The organism is Xanthomonas sp. MUS 060 (assembly GCF_000963215.1).
GTDB lineage: Bacteria > Pseudomonadota > Gammaproteobacteria > Xanthomonadales > Xanthomonadaceae > Xanthomonas_A.
Genome location: NZ_JZIM01000026.1, coordinates 1 through 20,067, shown reverse-complemented (window position 1 = coordinate 20,067; position 20,067 = coordinate 1). Strand labels below are relative to the sequence as shown.

Sequence of the window (20,067 nt, the reverse complement as noted above, 5' to 3'; positions counted from 1 at the left end):
GGTCTGCGTTTTGCGATCCGCGAAGGTGGCCGGACCGTCGGCGCCGGCGTGGTGGCCAAGATCATCAAGTAATGCACTCTGGTAGCCTGGGCTGCCCGACTCGACGGTATCGCGGCGGCAACAGTCGCCAAAATCCGAAGAAGTGCAGGCGGCTTCGGTTGCCGGAGTGAGCGAAGGGCGGGCCGGAACCTTCGGTCCGCCTTCGCTGTCTCAGGGAAGTGCGGTCGTTCTTATCTACACGCCAGTAGCTCAATTGGCAGAGCAGCGGTCTCCAAAACCGCAGGTTGGGGGTTCGAGTCCCTCCTGGCGTGCCAATCTGCCGGTCCTTATCCAGTGACCTCGGTCGCATCGCAGCAAGAGTCGGATGAACAGCAAGATCGAGCATTCCAAGAATTCCGCCGCCGCCTCCCTTGGTGGCGATATCGTCAAGTACGGCATCGCTGCGTTGCTGGTGGTGGCTGGCCTGTTCGTGTGGTTCTGGTTCGCCGATCCCAGTCGTGCGACGCAACTGGGCAACTGGTCCGGTCCGCTGCGTGGGTTGGCTGTGGTGGCGGGTCTGGTCGCCGGTGGTGCGGTGTTCCTGTTGACTGCCAAAGGCTGCCAGGCCCGTGAGTTTCTGTCCGAGTCGCGATTCGAGCTGCGCAAGGTGGTATGGCCGACCCGTCAGGAGGCCATCCGGACCACCTGGGTGGTGATCGTGGTGGTGATCATTCTGAGTTTGCTGCTGGGTGGGTTCGATTTCTTGATCCAGAAGCTGATGCAGTGGTTCGTGAGCCGTTGAGGAGAGTGCAGCAGTGAAGCGTTGGTATGTCGTCCACGCCTATTCAGGCTTCGAGAAGTCCGTGGCGCAAGCGCTGCGTGACCGCATTGTGCGTGACGAGATGCAGGAGCGCTTCGGTGAGGTGTTAGTGCCCACCGAGGAAGTGATCGAAATGCGTTCCGGTCAGAAGCGCCGTTCCGAGCGCAAGTTCTTCCCGGGTTACGTGTTGGTGCAGATCGAGACCCACGACGAAGGCGGCATCCCGCGGATCGACAACGAGAGCTGGCACTTGGTCAAGGAGACGCCCAAGGTGATGGGGTTCATTGGCGGCACCGCCGATCGCCCACTGCCGATTCGCGACCAAGAAGCCGATGCAATCTTGCAGCGCGTTCAAGACGGCGTGGAAAAGCCACGTCCGAAGGTGCTGTTCGAACCAGGCCAGATGGTGCGCGTCACCGATGGCCCGTTCAACGACTTCAATGGCGTAGTCGAGGAAGTCAACTACGAAAAGAGCCGGCTGCGTGTGGCGGTGTTGATCTTCGGCCGTTCTACTCCGGTGGAGTTGGAATTCGGCCAGGTCGAGAAGGCCTGAGTCTTGCGTCGACGCGGCTGCGTCGTTGCGCTCAAATTTCTGTTACACTACCCGGCTGGCTGGCTAGGAAGTCGTCGGGCAGAGTCGGGAGCCGCCGTGAGGCGGCTTTCTGCGCAATTCGAAACGTGATGGCGGGACACGTGATTTTCCCGTCGCGATGGGGAGCCTGTCGTTCAGGCGTTAGCACCCGGAGAGACTCAACATGGCAAAGAAAGTCGTCGGTTACATCAAGCTGCAGGTGAAGGCCGGTCAGGCCAACCCCTCGCCGCCAGTCGGTCCTGCGTTGGGTCAGCGCGGCCTGAACATCATGGAATTCTGCAAGGCCTTCAATGCGGCCACGCAGAAGCTGGAGCCGGGCCTGCCCACGCCGGTCATCATCACGGCCTACTCGGACCGTACCTTCACCTTCGTCACCAAGAGTACGCCGGCGAGCGTGCTGTTGAAGAAGGCGGCCGGCATCACTTCCGGTTCCAAGCGCCCGAACACCGAAAAGGTGGGTAAGGTCACCCGCAAGCAGTTGGAAGACATCGCCAAGGCGAAGGAAGCCGACCTGACGGCGGCTGAGCTGGAAGCGGCGGTACGCACGATTGCGGGTTCCGCCCGCAGCATGGGCCTGACGGTGGAGGGTTAAGCGATGGCACAGACCAAGCGACAGAAAGCAATCCGTGCTGCGGTGCAGCCGGGCAAGGCGTATTCGATCGACGAAGCGCTGAAGATCATCAAAAGCACCAGCAAGGCCAAGTTCGTCGAAGCCGTCGACGTGGCCGTGCGCCTGGGCGTGGATGCCAAGAAGTCCGACCAGCAGGTGCGCGGTTCCACCGTGCTGCCGGCCGGCACTGGCAAAAGCGTGCGCGTGGCGGTGTTCGCCCCGGCCGGTGCCAAGGCTGACGAAGCCCTGGCTGCGGGTGCCGAGGCCGTCGGTATGGACGATCTGGCCGAAAAGATGCAGGGCGGCGATCTGAACTACGACGTGGTCATTGCGACCCCTGACGCGATGCGCGTCGTCGGTAAGTTGGGCACGCTGCTGGGCCCGCGCGGCCTGATGCCGAACCCGAAGGTCGGTACCGTGTCGGCCAACCCGGCCGAAGCCGTGAAGAATGCCAAGTCCGGTCAGGTGCGTTATCGCACCGACAAGGCGGGCATCATCCACTGCACCATCGGTAAGGCCAGCTTCGAAGACGACGCGCTGAAGAGCAATCTGCAGGCGCTGCTGCTGGATCTGGTCAAGGCCAAGCCGGCGACCTCGAAGGGCGCTTACCTGCAGAAGATCTCGGTGAGCTCGACCATGGGTCCGGGTGTCACCATCGATCAGGCATCGCTGTCTCTGAAGTAATTGCAACACGGCGCCACCCGCGAGGTGCGGCGCCGGTGTCACCCTTTTGAAGGCGTCGCCAGGGGCAACCCGACGCGAAGCCGTCAAAGACCGCAGGCGCGGTCTGCGCATACCGACGACGGGCAAGGAAGCGCGACATGGCATGGAATCGCCGTCGGTGCAGCGGGATCGCTTAATCCAGTCCTCTCGGGGACGCGCCGGCGTAGATGGTGCCGCCTTTCTGGAGTTTTTCTGGTTCAGGCCAGTCCGGGGCTTCCCGGACGCGCTCACTCCAGGTCTGGAACGGCCACCAACTGGGATGCCATGCGGCGTCCCCGGCATCCAGGATGGAGGCCGCCCAGGACCGCAAGCGGCAGGAGCCGCGAGCGGAATGTGTTTGAAGCAGGGCTTTCGAGATGTGTGGTTGGGGATTGGCAAGAGCGGCGCGGTCGCTCCTGACGGATCCCGAATCGTCAGTCCCGATTCCCGGCTTTCACGGAGGAGTGCAATGGCTCTCAATCTGTCCCAGAAGCAAGAAGTCGTCGCCGAATTGGCCGACGTTGCCGCGAAGGCTCACTCCTTGGTTGCTGCCGAGTACGCCGGCATCACGGTCTCTCAGATGACCGCGATGCGTAAAAAAGCGCGCGAAACCGGTGTGTACTTGCGTGTTGTCAAGAACACCCTGGCCGCGCGTGCAGTGGCCGGTACCGAATACGAGTGCGTCCAGGACGCGCTGGTCGGTCCGCTGCTGTATGCGTTCTCGACGGAAGAACCCGGCGCTGCCGGTCGTCTGATCAAGGAATTCGCCAAGGGCAACGACAAGCTGCAGGCCAAGGTCGTGTCGCTGGGCGGTCAACTGTATCCGGCCGCTCACCTCGAAGTGTTGGCATCGCTGCCGACCCGCGAGCAGGCGCTGGCGATGTTGGCACGCGTCCTGGCCGAGCCGGCAAGCATGTTTGCCCGTGCGGTCAAGGCCGTGGGCGACAAGCAAGGTGGTGGCGATGTCGCTCCCGCCGATGCCGAAGCCCAGGCCGAAACGGCTTAAGTTCGCGACCCCTGAAACGGTTCACAAGAACCTCATCCAGAAAAAATTCCAAAGGTAATCACAATGTCCCTGTCTAACGAACAGATCGTCGACGCTATCGCCGAAAAGACCCTCATGGAAGTGATGGAGCTGGTCAAGGCCATCGAAGACAAGTTCGGCGTTTCCGCCGCCGCTCCAGTCGCCGCTGCCGGCCCGGCCGTGGCTGCTGCTCCGGTCGAAGAGCAGACCGAATTCAACGTCATCCTGGTCGATGCCGGTGCCAAGAAGGTCGACGTCATCAAGGCCGTTCGCGCCATCACCGGTTTGGGCCTGAAGGAAGCTAAGGACCTCACCGAGGCCGGTGGCGTGCTGAAGGAAGCCGTGTCGAAGGAAGACGCCGAGAAGTTCAAGAAAGACCTGGAAGCCGCTGGCGCGAAGGTCGAAGTCAAGTAAGCAGTCCCTTGCATCGCCAGTCGTTCGAGGCGGTGCACTGAAGGCTGGGGGCGTGAGCCCCCGGCCTTTGGCCGTTGTACAGCCGGGTTAGATTCGGCATGGGAGTCCGCACGGTTCTTCGACCGCGGCGGGGTCCACGACCCAATCTCGGCCTTACCGAGTTGGTAGTTGGAAGTAGCGGGAGAAGGCGTGCTGGTGCCGGCAATACCAGCGACTTCCAACTGACAATTTATGTTCACTCAGGGCCGCGGACGCGTGGCCCGCATCAGCCAAGGTGATACCTCATGACGTCCTATTCGTTCACCGAAAAGAAGCGTATCCGCAAGGATTTCGGCAAGCAGCGCTCGATTCTCGAAGTGCCCTTCCTGCTCGCAATCCAAGTGGACTCCTATCGCGAGTTCCTGCAGGAAAACACCGACCCCAACAAGCGGTCGGACCATGGCCTGCACGCCGCTCTGAAATCGGTGTTCCCGATTTCCAGCTACAGCGGCAACGCCGCGCTGGAGTACGTTGGCTACAAGCTCGGCGATCCGGTGTTCGACGAGCGTGAATGCCGTCAGCGCGGCATGAGCTACGGCGCGCCGTTGCGCGTGACCGTGCGCCTGGTGATCTACGACCGCGAGTCCTCGACCAAGGCGATCAAGTACGTGAAGGAGCAGGAGGTCTATCTCGGCGAAATTCCGCTGATGACCGACAACGGCACCTTCATCGTCAACGGTACCGAGCGCGTCATCGTCTCCCAGTTGCACCGTTCGCCCGGCGTCTTCTTCGATCACGATCGTGGCAAGACCCACAGCTCGGGCAAGTTGCTGTACAGCGCGCGCATCATTCCGTACCGCGGCTCCTGGCTGGACTTCGAGTTCGACCCGAAGGACGCGTTGTTCACCCGTATCGACCGCCGTCGCAAGCTGCCGGTGTCGATCCTGCTGCGCGCGCTCGGTTATTCGAACGAAGAGATGCTGTCTGAGTTCTTCGAGATCAACACCTTCCATATCGATCCGAAGGAAGGCGTGCAGTTGGAGTTGGTTGCCGAGCGCCTGCGCGGCGAGACGCTGAACTTCGATCTGGCCGATGGCGACAAGGTCATTGTCGAGGCCGGCAAGCGCATCACCGCGCGTCACGTCAAGCAGTTGGAAGCCTCCGGCATCGCTGCGCTGGCCGTGCCCGATGAATATCTGGTCGGTCGCATTCTGTCGCACGACGTCGTCGATGCCGCGACCGGCGAACTGCTGGCCAATGCCAACGACGAGATCACCGAAGAGCAGTTGAATGCGTTCCGCAAGGCGGGTGTCGACGCCGTGGGCACCTTGTGGGTCAACGATCTGGACCGTGGTCCGTATCTGTCCAATACCCTGCGTATCGACCCGACCAAGACCCAGCTCGAAGCCTTGGTCGAAATCTACCGCATGATGCGTCCGGGCGAGCCGCCGACCAAGGATGCCGCGCAGAACCTGTTCCACAACCTGTTCTTCACCTTCGAGCGCTACGACCTGTCCACGGTCGGTCGCATGAAGTTCAACCGTCGCGTTGGTCGCAAAGAGGTCATCGGCGAGTCGGTGCTGTACGACAAGAAGTATTTCGGTGAGCGCAGCGACGAAGAGTCCAAGCGTCTGGTCGCCGAACGCACCGACACGTCCGACATCCTGGATGTGATCAAGGTGCTGACCGAGATTCGCAACGGACGTGGCGTGGTCGACGATATCGATCACCTGGGGAATCGTCGCGTGCGTTCGGTCGGCGAAATGGCCGAGAACGTGTTCCGCGTGGGCCTGGTCCGCGTCGAGCGCGCGGTCAAGGAGCGCTTGTCGATGGCCGAGTCCGAGGGCCTGACTCCGCAGGAATTGATCAACGCCAAGCCGGTGGCGGCCGCGATCAAGGAGTTCTTCGGTTCCTCGCAGCTGTCGCAATTTATGGATCAGAACAACCCGTTGTCGGAAGTGACGCATAAGCGTCGCGTCTCGGCGCTGGGGCCGGGCGGCCTGACCCGCGAGCGCGCGGGCTTCGAAGTGCGCGACGTGCATCCGACCCATTACGGCCGCGTCTGCACCATCGAAACCCCGGAAGGCCCGAACATCGGCCTGATCAACTCGCTGGCGGTGTTCGCGCGCACCAACCAATACGGCTTCCTGGAGACGCCGTATCGGAAGGTGGTGGACGGCCAGATCACCGACGAGGTCGAATACCTCTCGGCAATCGAGGAAAACGAGTACGTCATCGCCCAGGCCAACGCATTGCACGATGCCAAGAGCCGCCTGACCGAGCAGTTCGTGCCGTGCCGCTACCAGGGCGAATCGCTGCTCAAGCCGCCGGCGGAAGTGCACTTCATGGACGTCTCGCCGATGCAGACCGTGTCCATCGCGGCCGCGTTGGTCCCGTTCCTGGAGCACGACGACGCCAACCGCGCATTGATGGGCGCGAACATGCAGCGTCAGGCCGTGCCGACGTTGCGTGCGCAGAAGCCGCTGGTCGGTACCGGCATCGAGCGCGCGGTGGCGCGCGACTCGGGCGTGACCGTGAATGCGCGCCGTGGCGGCGTGATCGAGCAGATCGACGCCGGCCGTATCGTGGTCAAGGTCAACGAGGCTGAGATCGGCGGCGGCACCGATGCCGGCGTGGATATCTACAACCTGATCAAGTACACGCGTTCCAACCAGAACACCTGCATCAACCAGCGTCCGCTGGTCAACGTGGGCGACGTGATCGCGCGCGGCGACGTGCTCGCCGATGGTCCCTCCACCGATATCGGCGAGCTGGCCCTGGGCCAGAACATGCTGATCGCGTTCATGCCGTGGAACGGCTACAACTTCGAAGACTCCATCCTGCTCTCCGAGCGCGTGGTGGAAGAGGATCGCTACACCACGATCCATATCGAAGAGCTCACCTGCGTGGCGCGCGACACCAAGCTGGGTCCGGAAGAAATCTCCGCCGACATCCCCAATGTCTCCGAGCAGGCGCTCAACCGTCTCGACGAATCCGGCGTGGTGTACATCGGTGCGGAAGTGCGTGCCGGCGACATCATGGTCGGCAAGGTCACGCCGAAGGGCGAGAGCCAACTGACCCCGGAAGAGAAGCTGCTGCGCGCGATCTTCGGCGAGAAGGCTTCGGACGTGAAGGACAGTTCGCTGCGCGTGCCGCCAGGCATGGACGGCACCGTCATCGACGTGCAGGTGTTCACCCGCGACGGCATCGAGAAGGACAAGCGCGCCCGCCAGATCGAGGAAAACGAGATCAAGCGGGTCAAGAAGGACTTCGACGATCAGTTCCGCATCCTGGAGAGCGCCATCTACGCGCGTCTGCGTAGCCAACTGATCGGCAAGGTCGCCAACGGCGGCCCGAACCTGAAGAAGGGCGACACCATCAGTGATGCCTACCTGGATGGCCTGAAGAAGTCCGACTGGTTCGCTCTGCGCATGAAGGATGAAGATGCCTCCGACGCGATCGAGCGTGCGCAGAAGCAGATCCAGGCGCATGAGCAGGAGTTCGAGCGTCGCTTTGCCGATAAGCGCAGCAAGATCACCGCCGGCGACGACCTCGCCCCGGGCGTGCTGAAGATGGTCAAGGTCTTCCTGGCGGTGAAGCGCCGCATCCAGCCCGGCGACAAGATGGCCGGTCGCCACGGCAATAAGGGTGTCGTGTCGATGATCCAGCCGATCGAGGACATGCCGTACATGGCCAACGGCGAGACCGTGGACATCGTGCTGAACCCGCTGGGCGTGCCGTCGCGTATGAATATCGGTCAGGTGCTGGAAGTACATCTGGGCTGGGCGGCCAAGGGCCTGGGACGCAAGATCCAGAACATGCTGGATGCACAGGCCAAGGTCGCCGATTTGCGCAAGTTCCTGACCCAGATCTACAACCACGACCAGAAGTTGGGCGAGGACCGCGTGGAGCTGGATCAGTTCAGCGATGCCGAGCTGCTGGCGCTGTCGAAGAACCTGACCGACGGCGTGCCGATGGCGACCCCGGTGTTCGACGGCGCGACCGAGGCGGAGATCAAGCACATGCTCGAACTCGCCGATCTGCCGATCAGCGGCCAGACCCAGCTTTACGATGGCCGTACCGGCGAAGCGTTCGATCGCCATACCACCGTTGGCTACATGCACATGCTGAAGTTGAACCACTTGGTCGACGACAAGATGCACGCGCGTTCCACCGGGCCGTACTCGCTGGTCACTCAGCAGCCCTTGGGCGGCAAGGCGCAGTTCGGCGGCCAGCGTTTCGGCGAAATGGAAGTCTGGGCGCTGGAAGCCTACGGTGCGGCGTATACCTTGCAGGAAATGCTGACGGTGAAGTCCGACGACGTGCAGGGCCGCAACCAGATGTACAAGAACATTGTCGATGGCGAGCACGAAATGGTGGCCGGCATGCCGGAGTCCTTCAACGTGCTGGTGAAGGAAATCCGCTCGCTGGCCATCAACATGGAATTGGAAGACTGAGGGGCCGGGACCGGGCACTGCGGCCCCGGTGTCCGGAAAAGCAGAAGCCTTGCGCTTCTCGCTTTTCCGGGTCCCGGTCCCCGGGTTCCCGGTCCCGAGATAGCGCCTTCCCACCCCGTCCTCGCTACGCATTCCTCCGACCCGGAGATATCCAATGAAAGATCTGCTCAACCTCTTCAATCAGCAGCGCCAGACGCTGGACTTCGACGCGATCAAGATCGCGCTGGCCTCGCCTGACCTGATCCGCTCGTGGTCCTTCGGCGAAGTGAAGAAGCCGGAAACCATCAATTACCGCACCTTCAAACCCGAGCGCGACGGCCTGTTCTGCGCGGCCATCTTCGGTCCGATCAAGGACTACGAGTGCCTGTGCGGCAAGTACAAGCGCATGAAGCATCGCGGCGTGGTCTGTGAAAAATGCGGCACCGAAGTCACCCTGGCCAAGGTGCGCCGCGAGCGTATGGGCCACATCGACCTGGCCTCGCCGGTGGCGCACATCTGGTTCCTGAAGTCGTTGCCGTCGCGTATCGGTTTGATGCTGGATATGACCTTGCGCGACATCGAGCGCGTCCTGTACTTCGAAGCGTATGTGGTGACCGAGCCGGGCTTGACCGCCCTGGAGCGCCGCCAACTGCTGACCGAAGAGCAGTACCTGACCGCCCGCCAGGAACATGGCGACGACTTCGATGCCACCATGGGCGCCGAAGCGGTGTACGAGCTGTTGCGCACCATCGATCTGCAGTCGGAAATGACCCGCCTGCGCGAAGAAATCGCCAGCACCGGTTCTGAAACCAAGCTCAAGCGTCTGACCAAGCGCATCAAGCTGATCGAGGCGTTCATCGAGTCCGGCAACCGTCCGGAGTGGATGGTGATGACCGTGCTGCCAGTGCTGCCGCCGGATCTGCGTCCGCTGGTGCCGTTGGACGGCGGCCGCTTCGCGACCTCCGATCTGAATGATCTGTACCGCCGCGTCATCAACCGCAATAACCGTCTGCGTCGCCTGCTCGAACTCAATGCGCCGGAGATCATCGTGCGCAACGAAAAGCGCATGCTGCAGGAATCGGTCGATGCGCTGCTGGATAACGGCCGTCGCGGTCGTGCCATCACCGGTACCAACAAGCGCCCGTTGAAGTCGCTGGCCGACATGATCAAGGGCAAGCAGGGCCGCTTCCGCCAGAACCTGCTCGGCAAGCGCGTGGACTACTCCGGCCGTTCGGTCATCGTGGTCGGCCCGACCCTGCGTCTGCACGAGTGCGGCCTGCCGAAGAAGATGGCGTTGGAGCTGTTCAAGCCGTTCGTGTTCGCCAAACTGCAGCGCCGTGGTCTGGCCACCACGATCAAGGCCGCCAAGAAGCTGGTCGAACGCGAAGGAAGCCGAAGTCTGGGACATCCTGGAAGAAGTGATCCGCGAGCATCCGGTGCTGTTGAACCGTGCGCCGACCCTGCACCGTTTGGGCATCCAGGCGTTCGAGCCGGTGCTGATCGAAGGCAAGGCGATCCAGTTGCATCCGCTGGTCTGTACCGCGTTCAACGCCGACTTCGACGGCGACCAGATGGCCGTGCACGTGCCGTTGTCGTTGGAAGCGCAGTTGGAAGCGCGTGCGTTGATGATGTCCACCAACAACATCCTGTCGCCGGCCAACGGCGAGCCGATCATCGTGCCGTCGCAGGACGTGGTGCTGGGCCTGTACTACATGACCCGCGCGCTGGAGAACAAGAAAGGCGAGGGCATGGTGTTTGCCAACATCGCCGAAGTGAAGCGCGCTTATGACAACCGTGCGGTGGAGTTGCACGCCAAGGTCAAGGTCCGCATCACCGAGACGGTGATCGACGAGAACGGCGGCCGTAGCAAGAAGACCTCGATCGTGGACACCACGATTGGTCGCGCGCTGTTGGCCGAAATCCTGCCGGAAGGCCTGCCTTTCGCGCTGGCCAATACCGAGCTGACCAAGAAGCCGAAGTCTGGGACATCCTGGAAGAAGTGATCCGCGAGCATCCGGTGCTGTTGAACCGTGCGCCGACCCTGCACCGTTTGGGCATCCAGGCGTTCGAGCCGGTGCTGATCGAAGGCAAGGCGATCCAGTTGCATCCGCTGGTCTGTACCGCGTTCAACGCCGACTTCGACGGCGACCAGATGGCCGTGCACGTGCCGTTGTCGTTGGAAGCGCAGTTGGAAGCGCGTGCGTTGATGATGTCCACCAACAACATCCTGTCGCCGGCCAACGGCGAGCCGATCATCGTGCCGTCGCAGGACGTGGTGCTGGGCCTGTACTACATGACCCGCGCGCTGGAGAACAAGAAAGGCGAGGGCATGGTGTTTGCCAACATCGCCGAAGTGAAGCGCGCTTATGACAACCGTGCGGTGGAGTTGCACGCCAAGGTCAAGGTCCGCATCACCGAGACGGTGATCGACGAGAACGGCGGCCGTAGCAAGAAGACCTCGATCGTGGACACCACGATTGGTCGCGCGCTGTTGGCCGAAATCCTGCCGGAAGGCCTGCCTTTCGCGCTGGCCAATACCGAGCTGACCAAGAAAAACATCAGCCGATTGATCAACTCCAGCTACCGTCAGCTTGGTCTGAAGGACAGCGTGGTGTTCGCCGACAAACTGATGTACACCGGCTTCGCCTACGCCACGCGCGCTGGCGTGTCGATCGGTATCGACGACATGCTGATTCCGTCGGAAAAGAAGGGCATCCTCGGCGAGGCCGAGCAGGAAGTGCTGGAAATCCAGGAGCAGTATCAGTCCGGCCTGGTCACCGCCGGCGAGCGCTACAACAAGGTCGTGGACATCTGGTCGCGCACCAACGAGCGTATCGCCAAGGCGATGATGGACACCATCGGCACCGAGAAGGTGGTCAACGCCAAGGGTGAGACCATCGACCAGAAGTCGATGAACTCCCTGTACATCATGGCCGACTCCGGCGCGCGTGGTAGCCAGGCGCAGATCCGTCAGCTTGCCGGTATGCGTGGCTTGATGGCGCGTCCGGACGGCTCGATCATCGAGACGCCGATCAAGGCGAATTTCCGCGAAGGCTTGAACGTGCAGGAGTACTTCAACTCCACCCACGGTGCGCGTAAGGGTCTGGCCGATACCGCGTTGAAGACCGCTAACTCCGGTTACCTGACCCGTCGTCTGGTCGACGTGGCGCAGGACGTGGTGATCACCGAGCCCGATTGTGGCACCACCGACGGCCTGACCATGACCCCGATTGTGGAAGGCGGCGATGTGGTCGAGCCGCTGCGCGACCGCGTGCTCGGCCGTGTGGTGGCCGAGGACGTGTTCCTGCCGGGCAACGACGAGGATCCGATCGTCACCCGCAACACGCTGCTCGACGAGCAGTGGGTCGCCAAGCTGGAAGAGGCTGGCGTGCAGTCGGTCAAGGTCCGTTCGACCATCACCTGTGAATCGGCGTTCGGTGTGTGCGCGCGTTGCTATGGCCGCGACCTGGCCCGTGGCCATCTGGTCAACATCGGCGAAGCGGTTGGCGTCATCGCCGCGCAATCGATCGGCGAGCCCGGTACCCAGTTGACCATGCGGACCTTCCACATCGGCGGCGCGGCCTCGCGTGCGGCGGCGGTGGACAACATCACGGTCAAGACCACCGGTTCGATCAAGTTCAACAACCTCAAGTCGGTCGAGCACGCCAATGGCTCGCTGGTGGCGGTGTCGCGTTCCGGTGAACTGTCGGTGCTCGACGGCCACGGCCGCGAGCGCGAGCGCTACAAGCTGGCGTATGGCGCCACCATCACCGCCAAAGATGGTGATGCGGTCAAGGCCGGTCAGTCGGTGGCGAACTGGGATCCGCACAACCACCCGATCGTCTCGGAAGTGGCCGGTTTCATCCGTTTCATCGACTTCATCGATGGTGTCACCGTCATTGAAAAAACCGATGAACTGACGGGTCTGGCCTCGCGCGAGATCACCGATCCCAAGCGCCGTGGTACCCAGGCCAAGGACCTGCGCCCGATCGTGCGCATCGTCGACGCCAAGGGCAACGACCTGACCATTCCGGGTACCGATTTGCCGGCGCAGTACCTGCTGCCGCCGCGCTCGATTGTCAATCTGCAGGACGGCGCGCCGGTTGGCGTGGGCGACGTGGTTGCCAAAATCCCGCAGGAAGCGTCCAAGACCCGCGACATCACTGGTGGTCTGCCGCGCGTGGCCGATCTGTTCGAAGCGCGCAAGCCGAAGGATCCAGCGATCCTGGCCGAACGTTCGGGCATCATCAGCTTCGGTAAGGACACCAAGGGCAAGCAGCGCTTGATCATCAAGGACACCGACGGGTCCGAGCACGAAGAACTGATTCCGAAGTACCGGCAGATCATCGTGTTCGAAGGCGAGCACGTGGCCAAGGGCGAAACCGTGGTGGACGGCGAGCCGAGCCCGCAGGACATCCTGCGCCTGCTGGGTGTCGAGCCGTTGGCCGCCTATCTGGTCAAGGAAATCCAGGACGTGTATCGCTTGCAGGGCGTGAAGATCAACGACAAGCACATCGAGGTCATCACCCGGCAGATGCTGCGCAAGGTCGAGATCACCGATCAGGGCAACAGCAAGTTCCTCAATGGCGAGCAGGCCGAGCGCCAACGCGTCATCGAGGAAAATTCCCGCCTTGTCGCGCGCAACGAGTTGCAGGCCAAGTACGAGCCAGTGTTGCTGGGTATCACCAAGGCCTCGCTGGCGACCGAGTCGTTCATTTCGGCCGCTTCGTTCCAGGAAACCACCCGCGTTCTCACCGAGGCGGCGGTTCGTGGCACCAGCGACACACTGCGCGGTCTGAAGGAAAACGTGATCGTGGGGCGTCTGATCCCGGCGGGTACCGGTTTGGCGTACCACAGCCTGCGTCGCCGCAACGCCAGCGGCCTGACCGAGTCGGAGATGCAGACCCTGGCCGGCGGCAGCGTCGAGTCGGCGGTCGAGGCTGCCGCGCCAGCGGCTGCCAGCAGCGACGAGTGAGTCGGATCGGCCTCGCCCGCGGGGCCGGTTGTTCCGAGCAAAAGCAAGCGCAACGGAGGCGCTTGCTGTTATTCCGGCCGAGGATCGGCCAGCAAGTACAACGTCCGTTGAGTTGACGGAAGTTTGACTTGCCCGCTATACTTTCCTGTCTCGGCAGGCCGTCCTTCGGCCTGCCTTCGTTTTCACGCATCCAGGCCCGATGGCCTCAATCAGAAGAATCTACTGATGGCGACGATCAATCAGCTGGTCCGCAAGCCGCGGCAGGCGACCGACTACAAGAGCGCCTCTCCGGCGCTGGATAAGTGCCCGCAGCGCCGTGGCGTCTGCACCCGCGTCTACACCACCACTCCGAAAAAGCCGAATTCGGCCTTGCGTAAGGTTGCCAAGGTGCGCCTGACCAACCAGGAAGAGATCATCAGCTACATTGGTGGCGAAGGTCATAACCTGCAGGAGCACTCCGTGGTCATTGTCCGTGGCGGTCGCGTCAAGGATCTGCCCGGCGTGCGCTACCACACGGTGCGCGGTGCGCTCGATGCTGCCGGCGTCGCCAAGCGTCGTCAGGGTCGTTCCAAGTACGGCGCCAAGCGCCCGAAGAGCTAAGGAAAAGTTCATATGTCTCGTAAAGGTAATACGCCGCAGCGCGCTGTTCTGCCTGATCCCAAGCACGGGAGCGAAACCATTGCTCGCTTCATCAATATGGTGATGCTGAGTGGCAAGAAGTCGGTTGCCGAAAAGATCGTCTACGGTGCGATGGACGTCATCGGCGAGAAGAATCCCAACGCGATCGATCTGGTGCAAAAGGCACTGGACAACGTCGCTCCGGCGGTCGAAGTCAAGTCGCGTCGCGTTGGTGGTGCCACATACCAGGTGCCGGTCGAGGTGCGTTCCTCCCGTCGCATGGCGTTGGCGATGCGTTGGTTGATCGATTCGGCGCGCAAGCGCGGCGAAAACTCGATGCCGCGCAAGCTCGCAGCCGAGCTGTTGGATGCCTCGGAAAATCGTGGCGGTGCCATCAAGAAGCGTGAAGAAACCCACCGCATGGCGGAAGCGAACAAGGCGTTCGCGCACTACCGCTGGTGATCTTCCGGGCCTCGGCAACGGGGTCCGTCGGCACCATCTGAGTGCCGCTTAGTCGCGCCGTTGCGCGCGGCACAAATCCGAAAGCCGCCGCAAGGCGGCGTTCGGCCATCCGAAATCCAGGAAATTTGAGAGGCTCCCTGTGGCCCGTACCACTCCCATCGAGCGTTACCGCAATTTCGGCATCATGGCCCACATCGATGCCGGCAAGACCACCACGTCCGAACGCATCCTGTTCTACACCGGTGTCAGCCACAAGATCGGCGAGGTGCATGACGGTGCCGCGACGATGGACTGGATGGAGCAGGAGCAGGAGCGTGGCATCACGATCACCTCCGCGGCCACCACTGCGTTCTGGAGTGGCATGGACAAGTCCATGCCGCAGCACCGCTTCAACATCATCGATACCCCCGGGCACGTGGACTTCACCATCGAAGTGGAGCGCTCGCTGCGCGTGCTCGACGGTGCGGTGTTCGTGCTGTGCGCGGTCGGTGGTGTGCAGCCGCAGTCCGAGACCGTGTGGCGCCAGGCCAACAAGTACGCCGTGCCGCGTCTTGCGTTCGTCAACAAGATGGACCGCACCGGTGCCAACTTCGACAAGGTCGTCGAACAGTTGAAGGCGCGTTTGGGCGCATACCCGGTGCCGATGCAGGTGCCGATCGGCGCCGAAGACGGTTTCGAGGGCGTGGTCGATCTGGTCAAGATGAAGGCGATCCACTGGGATACCGCTTCGCAGGGCACCGTGTTCGAATATCGTGATATCCCCGCCCACCTGGTCGACAAGGCCACCGAGGCGCGTGGGTTCATGGTCGAAGCCGCGGCCGAGGCCAACGAAGACCTGATGGACAAGTACCTCAACGAAGGTGACCTGTCCGAGGCCGAGATCCTGGGCGGTCTGCGCGAGCGTACCCTGAAGGTGGAAGTGGTGCCGGTGTACTGCGGTACCGCGTTCAAGAACAAGGGCGTACAGGCGATGCTCGATGGCGTCATCCAACTGCTGCCGTCGCCAAGCGACCGTCCGCCGGTCAAGGGTATCGACGAGGACGAAAAGGAAGACGGCCGCGCCGCCACCGACAGCGCGCCGTTCTCGGCGCTGGCGTTCAAAATCATGACCGATCCGTTCGTTGGCTCGCTGACGTTCTTCCGTGTCTATTCCGGCACGCTCAACTCCGGCGACCAGGTGTACAACCCGGTCAAGTCGAAGAAGGAGCGGGTGGGCCGCATCCTGCAGATGCACTCCAACAACCGCGAAGAAATCAAGGAAGTGCGCGCGGGCGACATCGCGGCGGCGGTCGGCTTGAAGGACGTCACCACCGGCGACACGCTGTGCGCGCAGGACAACATCATCACTCTGGAGCGCATGGTGTTCCCGGAGCCGGTGATCTCGATGGCGGTCGAGCCGAAGACCAAGTCGGACCAGGAAAAGATGGGTATCGCGTTGAGCCGTCTGGCGCAGGAAGATCCTTCGTTCCGTGTCAACACCGACGAAGAGTCTGGGCAGACCATCATTCGCGGCATGGGCGAATTGCACCTGGAAATCATCGTCGATCGCATGAAGCGCGAGTTCAACGTGGAGGCCAACGTCGGCAAGCCGCAGGTGGCGTACCGCGAGACCATCCGCAAGGCGGTCAAGCAGGAAGGCAAATTCGTGCGCCAGTCCGGCGGTAAGGGCCAGTACGGCCACGTCGTGCTCGAGATCGAACCGCAGGAGCGCGGCAAGGGCTATACCTTCGAGAACGCGATCGTCGGTGGCGTGGTGCCGAAGGAATACATCCCGGCGGTGGACAAGGGCATCCAGGAAGCGGTGGCCAATGGCGTGATGGCCGGCTATCCGATCGTGGACGTCAAGGTCCGCCTGATCGACGGCTCCTACCACGACGTCGACTCCTCGGAAATGGCGTTCAAAATCGCTGGCTCGATGGGCTTCAAGGAGGGCTTCAACAAAGCCAATCCAGTGCTGCTGGAGCCGATCATGAAGGTCGAGATCGTCACCCCGGAAGACTATTTGGGCGACGTGATGGGCGACGTCAGTCGTCGTCGCGGCATTCTGCAAGGTCAGGACGACAGTCCGTCCGGCAAGGTGATCAACGCGATGGTGCCGCTGGGCGAAATGTTCGGCTATGCCACCACGCTACGCTCGATGTCGCAGGGTCGTGCCACGTTCTCGATGGAGTTCGACCACTACGCCGAAGCTCCAGCCAACATCGCCGATTCTGTCATCAAGAAGAACTGAGAATAGCGTGACGGGTGTGGCGCGCGGACATCGTCCCGCCCGCATCCCGCTTCCTTGTCCCCCAATACGAAACAAAACTCGATGCCGCGCAAGCTCGCAGCCGAGCTGTTGGATGCCTCGGAAAATCGTGGCGGTGCCATCAAGAAGCGTGAAGAAACCCACCGCATGGCGGAAGCGAACAAGGCGTTCGCGCACTACCGCTGGTGATCTTCCGGGCCTCGGCAACGGGGTCCGTCGGCACCATCTGAGTGCCGCTTAGTCGCGCCGTTGCGCGCGGCACAAATCCGAAAGCCGCCGCAAGGCGGCGTTCGGCCATCCGAAATCCAGGAAATTTGAGAGGCTCCCTGTGGCCCGTACCACTCCCATCGAGCGTTACCGCAATTTCGGCATCATGGCCCACATCGATGCCGGCAAGACCACCACGTCCGAACGCATCCTGTTCTACACCGGTGTCAGCCACAAGATCGGCGAGGTGCATGACGGTGCCGCGACGATGGACTGGATGGAGCAGGAGCAGGAGCGTGGCATCACGATCACCTCCGCGGCCACCACTGCGTTCTGGAGTGGCATGGACAAGTCCATGCCGCAGCACCGCTTCAACATCATCGATACCCCCGGGCACGTGGACTTCACCATCGAAGTGGAGCGCTCGCTGCGCGTGCTCGACGGTGCGGTGTTCGTGCTGTGCGCGGTCGGTGGTGTGCAGCCGCAGTCCGAGACCGTGTGGCGCCAGGCCAACAAGTACGCCGTGCCGCGTCTTGCGTTCGTCAACAAGATGGACCGCACCGGTGCCAACTTCGACAAGGTCGTCGAACAGTTGAAGGCGCGTTTGGGCGCATACCCGGTGCCGATGCAGGTGCCGATCGGCGCCGAAGACGGTTTCGAGGGCGTGGTCGATCTGGTCAAGATGAAGGCGATCCACTGGGATACCGCTTCGCAGGGCACCGTGTTCGAATATCGTGATATCCCCGCCCACCTGGTCGACAAGGCCACCGAGGCGCGTGGGTTCATGGTCGAAGCCGCGGCCGAGGCCAACGAAGACCTGATGGACAAGTACCTCAACGAAGGTGACCTGTCCGAGGCCGAGATCCTGGGCGGTCTGCGCGAGCGTACCCTGAAGGTGGAAGTGGTGCCGGTGTACTGCGGTACCGCGTTCAAGAACAAGGGCGTACAGGCGATGCTCGATGGCGTCATCCAACTGCTGCCGTCGCCAAGCGACCGTCCGCCGGTCAAGGGTATCGACGAGGACGAAAAGGAAGACGGCCGCGCCGCCACCGACAGCGCGCCGTTCTCGGCGCTGGCGTTCAAAATCATGACCGATCCGTTCGTTGGCTCGCTGACGTTCTTCCGTGTCTATTCCGGCACGCTCAACTCCGGCGACCAGGTGTACAACCCGGTCAAGTCGAAGAAGGAGCGGGTGGGCCGCATCCTGCAGATGCACTCCAACAACCGCGAAGAAATCAAGGAAGTGCGCGCGGGCGACATCGCGGCGGCGGTCGGCTTGAAGGACGTCACCACCGGCGACACGCTGTGCGCGCAGGACAACATCATCACTCTGGAGCGCATGGTGTTCCCGGAGCCGGTGATCTCGATGGCGGTCGAGCCGAAGACCAAGTCGGACCAGGAAAAGATGGGTATCGCGTTGAGCCGTCTGGCGCAGGAAGATCCTTCGTTCCGTGTCAACACCGACGAAGAGTCTGGGCAGACCATCATTCGCGGCATGGGCGAATTGCACCTGGAAATCATCGTCGATCGCATGAAGCGCGAGTTCAACGTGGAGGCCAACGTCGGCAAGCCGCAGGTGGCGTACCGCGAGACCATCCGCAAGGCGGTCAAGCAGGAAGGCAAATTCGTGCGCCAGTCCGGCGGTAAGGGCCAGTACGGCCACGTCGTGCTCGAGATCGAACCGCAGGAGCGCGGCAAGGGCTATACCTTCGAGAACGCGATCGTCGGTGGCGTGGTGCCGAAGGAATACATCCCGGCGGTGGACAAGGGCATCCAGGAAGCGGTGGCCAATGGCGTGATGGCCGGCTATCCGATCGTGGACGTCAAGGTCCGCCTGATCGACGGCTCCTACCACGACGTCGACTCCTCGGAAATGGCGTTCAAAATCGCTGGCTCGATGGGCTTCAAGGAGGGCTTCAACAAAGCCAATCCAGTGCTGCTGGAGCCGATCATGAAGGTCGAGATCGTCACCCCGGAAGACTATTTGGGCGACGTGATGGGCGACGTCAGTCGTCGTCGCGGCATTCTGCAAGGTCAGGACGACAGTCCGTCCGGCAAGGTGATCAACGCGATGGTGCCGCTGGGCGAAATGTTCGGCTATGCCACCACGCTACGCTCGATGTCGCAGGGTCGTGCCACGTTCTCGATGGAGTTCGACCACTACGCCGAAGCTCCAGCCAACATCGCCGATTCTGTCATCAAGAAGAACTGAGAATAGCGTGACGGGTGTGGCGCGCGGACATCGTCCCGCCCGCATCCCGCTTCCTTGTCCCCCAATACGAAACAAAGAAGGTAAAACACCATAAACACCATGGCAGGCCAAGGGTAAGTTCGAGCGCACCAAGCCGCACGTCAACGTCGGCACCATCGGTCACGTCGACCACGGCAAGACCACGCTGACGGCCGCACTGACCAAGGTCGGCGCGGAGCGCTTCGGCGGCGAATTCAAGGCCTACGACGCGATCGACGCGGCGCCGGAAGAGAAGGCGCGCGGTATCACGATCTCGACGGCCCACGTGGAATACGAATCCCCGTCGCGGCCTACGACGCGATCGACGCGGCGCCGGAAGAGAAGGCGCGCGGTATCACGATCTCGACGGCCCACGTGGAATACGAATCCCCGTCGCGTCACTACGCGCACGTGGATTGCCCGGGGCACGCGGACTACGTGAAGAACATGATCACCGGTGCGGCGCAGATGGACGGCGCGATTCTGGTGTGCTCGGCCGCCGACGGCCCGATGCCGCAGACGCGCGAGCACATCCTGCTGTCGCGTCAGGTCGGCGTGCCGCACATCGTGGTGTTCTTGAACAAGGCCGATATGGTCGACGACGCCGAGCTGCTTGAGCTGGTCGAGATGGAAGTGCGCGAGCTGCTGAGCAAGTACGACTTCCCGGGCGACGACACCCCGATCATCCATGGTTCGGCGCGTCTGGCGCTGGAGGGTGATCAGAGCGAGATCGGCGTGCCGGCGATCCTGAAGCTGGTGGAGGCGCTGGAC

Annotated in this window: 12 protein-coding genes, 1 tRNA gene and 5 pseudogenes; all 18 read left to right on the top strand. The window is 62.3% G+C overall.

The features are described from left to right. Positions 1-72, top strand: a pseudogene (locus XANALMUS060_RS18940) (elongation factor Tu); the annotation flags it as partial. A 166-nt stretch (positions 73-238) separates the two neighbouring features. Next, a tRNA-Trp gene (locus XANALMUS060_RS15325) sits at positions 239-314 on the top strand. A 50-nt stretch (positions 315-364) separates the two neighbouring features. Beyond that, positions 365-781: a preprotein translocase subunit SecE gene (secE, locus tag XANALMUS060_RS15320; RefSeq protein WP_045739176.1), complete on the top strand. Its 417-nt coding sequence runs from the start codon at positions 365-367 to the stop codon at positions 779-781. Between the two features lie 13 nt (positions 782-794). Next, a complete protein-coding gene (gene nusG / locus XANALMUS060_RS15315) occupies positions 795-1,352 on the top strand; it encodes a transcription termination/antitermination protein NusG (RefSeq protein WP_045739175.1) in 558 nt (185 codons plus the stop codon). Between the two features lie 202 nt (positions 1,353-1,554). Further along, positions 1,555-1,983 carry a 50S ribosomal protein L11 gene (gene rplK, locus XANALMUS060_RS15310; RefSeq protein WP_012915049.1) on the top strand — a complete coding sequence of 143 codons (429 nt, stop codon included), beginning with the start codon at positions 1,555-1,557 and terminating at the stop codon, positions 1,981-1,983. 3 nt (positions 1,984-1,986) lie between these two features. Next, positions 1,987-2,685 (top strand): 50S ribosomal protein L1, encoded by a 699-nt coding sequence (gene rplA, locus XANALMUS060_RS15305; protein WP_045726871.1) that lies wholly within the window; start codon positions 1,987-1,989, stop codon positions 2,683-2,685. A gap of 487 nt (positions 2,686-3,172) precedes the next feature. Next, positions 3,173-3,709: a 50S ribosomal protein L10 gene (rplJ, locus tag XANALMUS060_RS15300; protein WP_045726872.1), complete on the top strand. Its 537-nt coding sequence runs from the start codon at positions 3,173-3,175 to the stop codon at positions 3,707-3,709. 63 nt (positions 3,710-3,772) lie between these two features. Continuing rightward, complete coding sequence (gene rplL / locus XANALMUS060_RS15295) at positions 3,773-4,141, top strand: 50S ribosomal protein L7/L12 (protein ID WP_045726873.1); 369 nt, start codon at positions 3,773-3,775, stop codon at positions 4,139-4,141. Positions 4,142-4,425: 284 nt separating this feature from the next. Beyond that, positions 4,426-8,577, top strand: a complete 4,152-nt coding sequence (rpoB, locus tag XANALMUS060_RS15290; protein WP_045726874.1) for a DNA-directed RNA polymerase subunit beta — start codon at positions 4,426-4,428, stop codon at positions 8,575-8,577. A 154-nt stretch (positions 8,578-8,731) separates the two neighbouring features. Beyond that, positions 8,732-10,127 (top strand): annotated as a pseudogene (locus XANALMUS060_RS15285) (DNA-directed RNA polymerase subunit beta'); the annotation flags it as partial. Next, positions 10,128-10,559, top strand: coding sequence for a hypothetical protein (locus XANALMUS060_RS22825; protein ID WP_082065173.1), 432 nt, complete (start codon positions 10,128-10,130; stop codon positions 10,557-10,559). Then, positions 10,523-13,531 (top strand): annotated as a pseudogene (gene rpoC / locus XANALMUS060_RS15275) (DNA-directed RNA polymerase subunit beta'); the annotation flags it as partial. The gene XANALMUS060_RS22825 and the pseudogene rpoC, both read left to right, overlap by 37 nt. A 225-nt stretch (positions 13,532-13,756) precedes the next feature. Beyond that, complete coding sequence (gene rpsL / locus XANALMUS060_RS15270; protein WP_045739172.1) at positions 13,757-14,131, top strand: 30S ribosomal protein S12; 375 nt, start codon at positions 13,757-13,759, stop codon at positions 14,129-14,131. 12 nt (positions 14,132-14,143) lie between these two features. Then, complete coding sequence (gene rpsG / locus XANALMUS060_RS15265; protein WP_045726877.1) at positions 14,144-14,611, top strand: 30S ribosomal protein S7; 468 nt, start codon at positions 14,144-14,146, stop codon at positions 14,609-14,611. 139 nt (positions 14,612-14,750) lie between these two features. Beyond that, positions 14,751-16,841 carry an elongation factor G gene (gene fusA, locus XANALMUS060_RS15260; RefSeq protein ID WP_045739171.1) on the top strand — a complete coding sequence of 697 codons (2,091 nt, stop codon included), beginning with the start codon at positions 14,751-14,753 and terminating at the stop codon, positions 16,839-16,841. Between the two features lie 72 nt (positions 16,842-16,913). Next, a pseudogene (locus XANALMUS060_RS18925) lies at positions 16,914-17,048 on the top strand (30S ribosomal protein S7); the annotation flags it as partial. Between the two features lie 139 nt (positions 17,049-17,187). Next, on the top strand, positions 17,188-19,278 hold the full coding sequence (gene fusA, locus XANALMUS060_RS15255; RefSeq protein ID WP_045739171.1) for an elongation factor G: 2,091 nt from the start codon (positions 17,188-17,190) through the stop codon (positions 19,276-19,278). A gap of 154 nt (positions 19,279-19,432) precedes the next feature. Then, positions 19,433-20,067: pseudogene (locus XANALMUS060_RS15250) on the top strand (GTP-binding protein); the annotation flags it as partial.

What these genes read in the sequence shown, in the direction of transcription:
- secE (WP_045739176.1), top strand. Translation starts at nt 365, where the DNA reads ATGAACAGCAAGATCGAGCATTCCAAGAATTCCGCCGCCGCCTCCCTT.
- rplK (WP_012915049.1), top strand. Translation starts at nt 1,555, where the DNA reads ATGGCAAAGAAAGTCGTCGGTTACATCAAGCTGCAGGTGAAGGCCGGT.
- rplA (WP_045726871.1), top strand. Translation starts at nt 1,987, where the DNA reads ATGGCACAGACCAAGCGACAGAAAGCAATCCGTGCTGCGGTGCAGCCG.
- rplJ (WP_045726872.1), top strand. Translation starts at nt 3,173, where the DNA reads ATGGCTCTCAATCTGTCCCAGAAGCAAGAAGTCGTCGCCGAATTGGCC.
- rplL (WP_045726873.1), top strand. Translation starts at nt 3,773, where the DNA reads ATGTCCCTGTCTAACGAACAGATCGTCGACGCTATCGCCGAAAAGACC.
- rpoB (WP_045726874.1), top strand. Translation starts at nt 4,426, where the DNA reads ATGACGTCCTATTCGTTCACCGAAAAGAAGCGTATCCGCAAGGATTTC.
- XANALMUS060_RS22825 (WP_082065173.1), top strand. Translation starts at nt 10,128, where the DNA reads ATGGCCGTGCACGTGCCGTTGTCGTTGGAAGCGCAGTTGGAAGCGCGT.
- rpsL (WP_045739172.1), top strand. Translation starts at nt 13,757, where the DNA reads ATGGCGACGATCAATCAGCTGGTCCGCAAGCCGCGGCAGGCGACCGAC.
- rpsG (WP_045726877.1), top strand. Translation starts at nt 14,144, where the DNA reads ATGTCTCGTAAAGGTAATACGCCGCAGCGCGCTGTTCTGCCTGATCCC.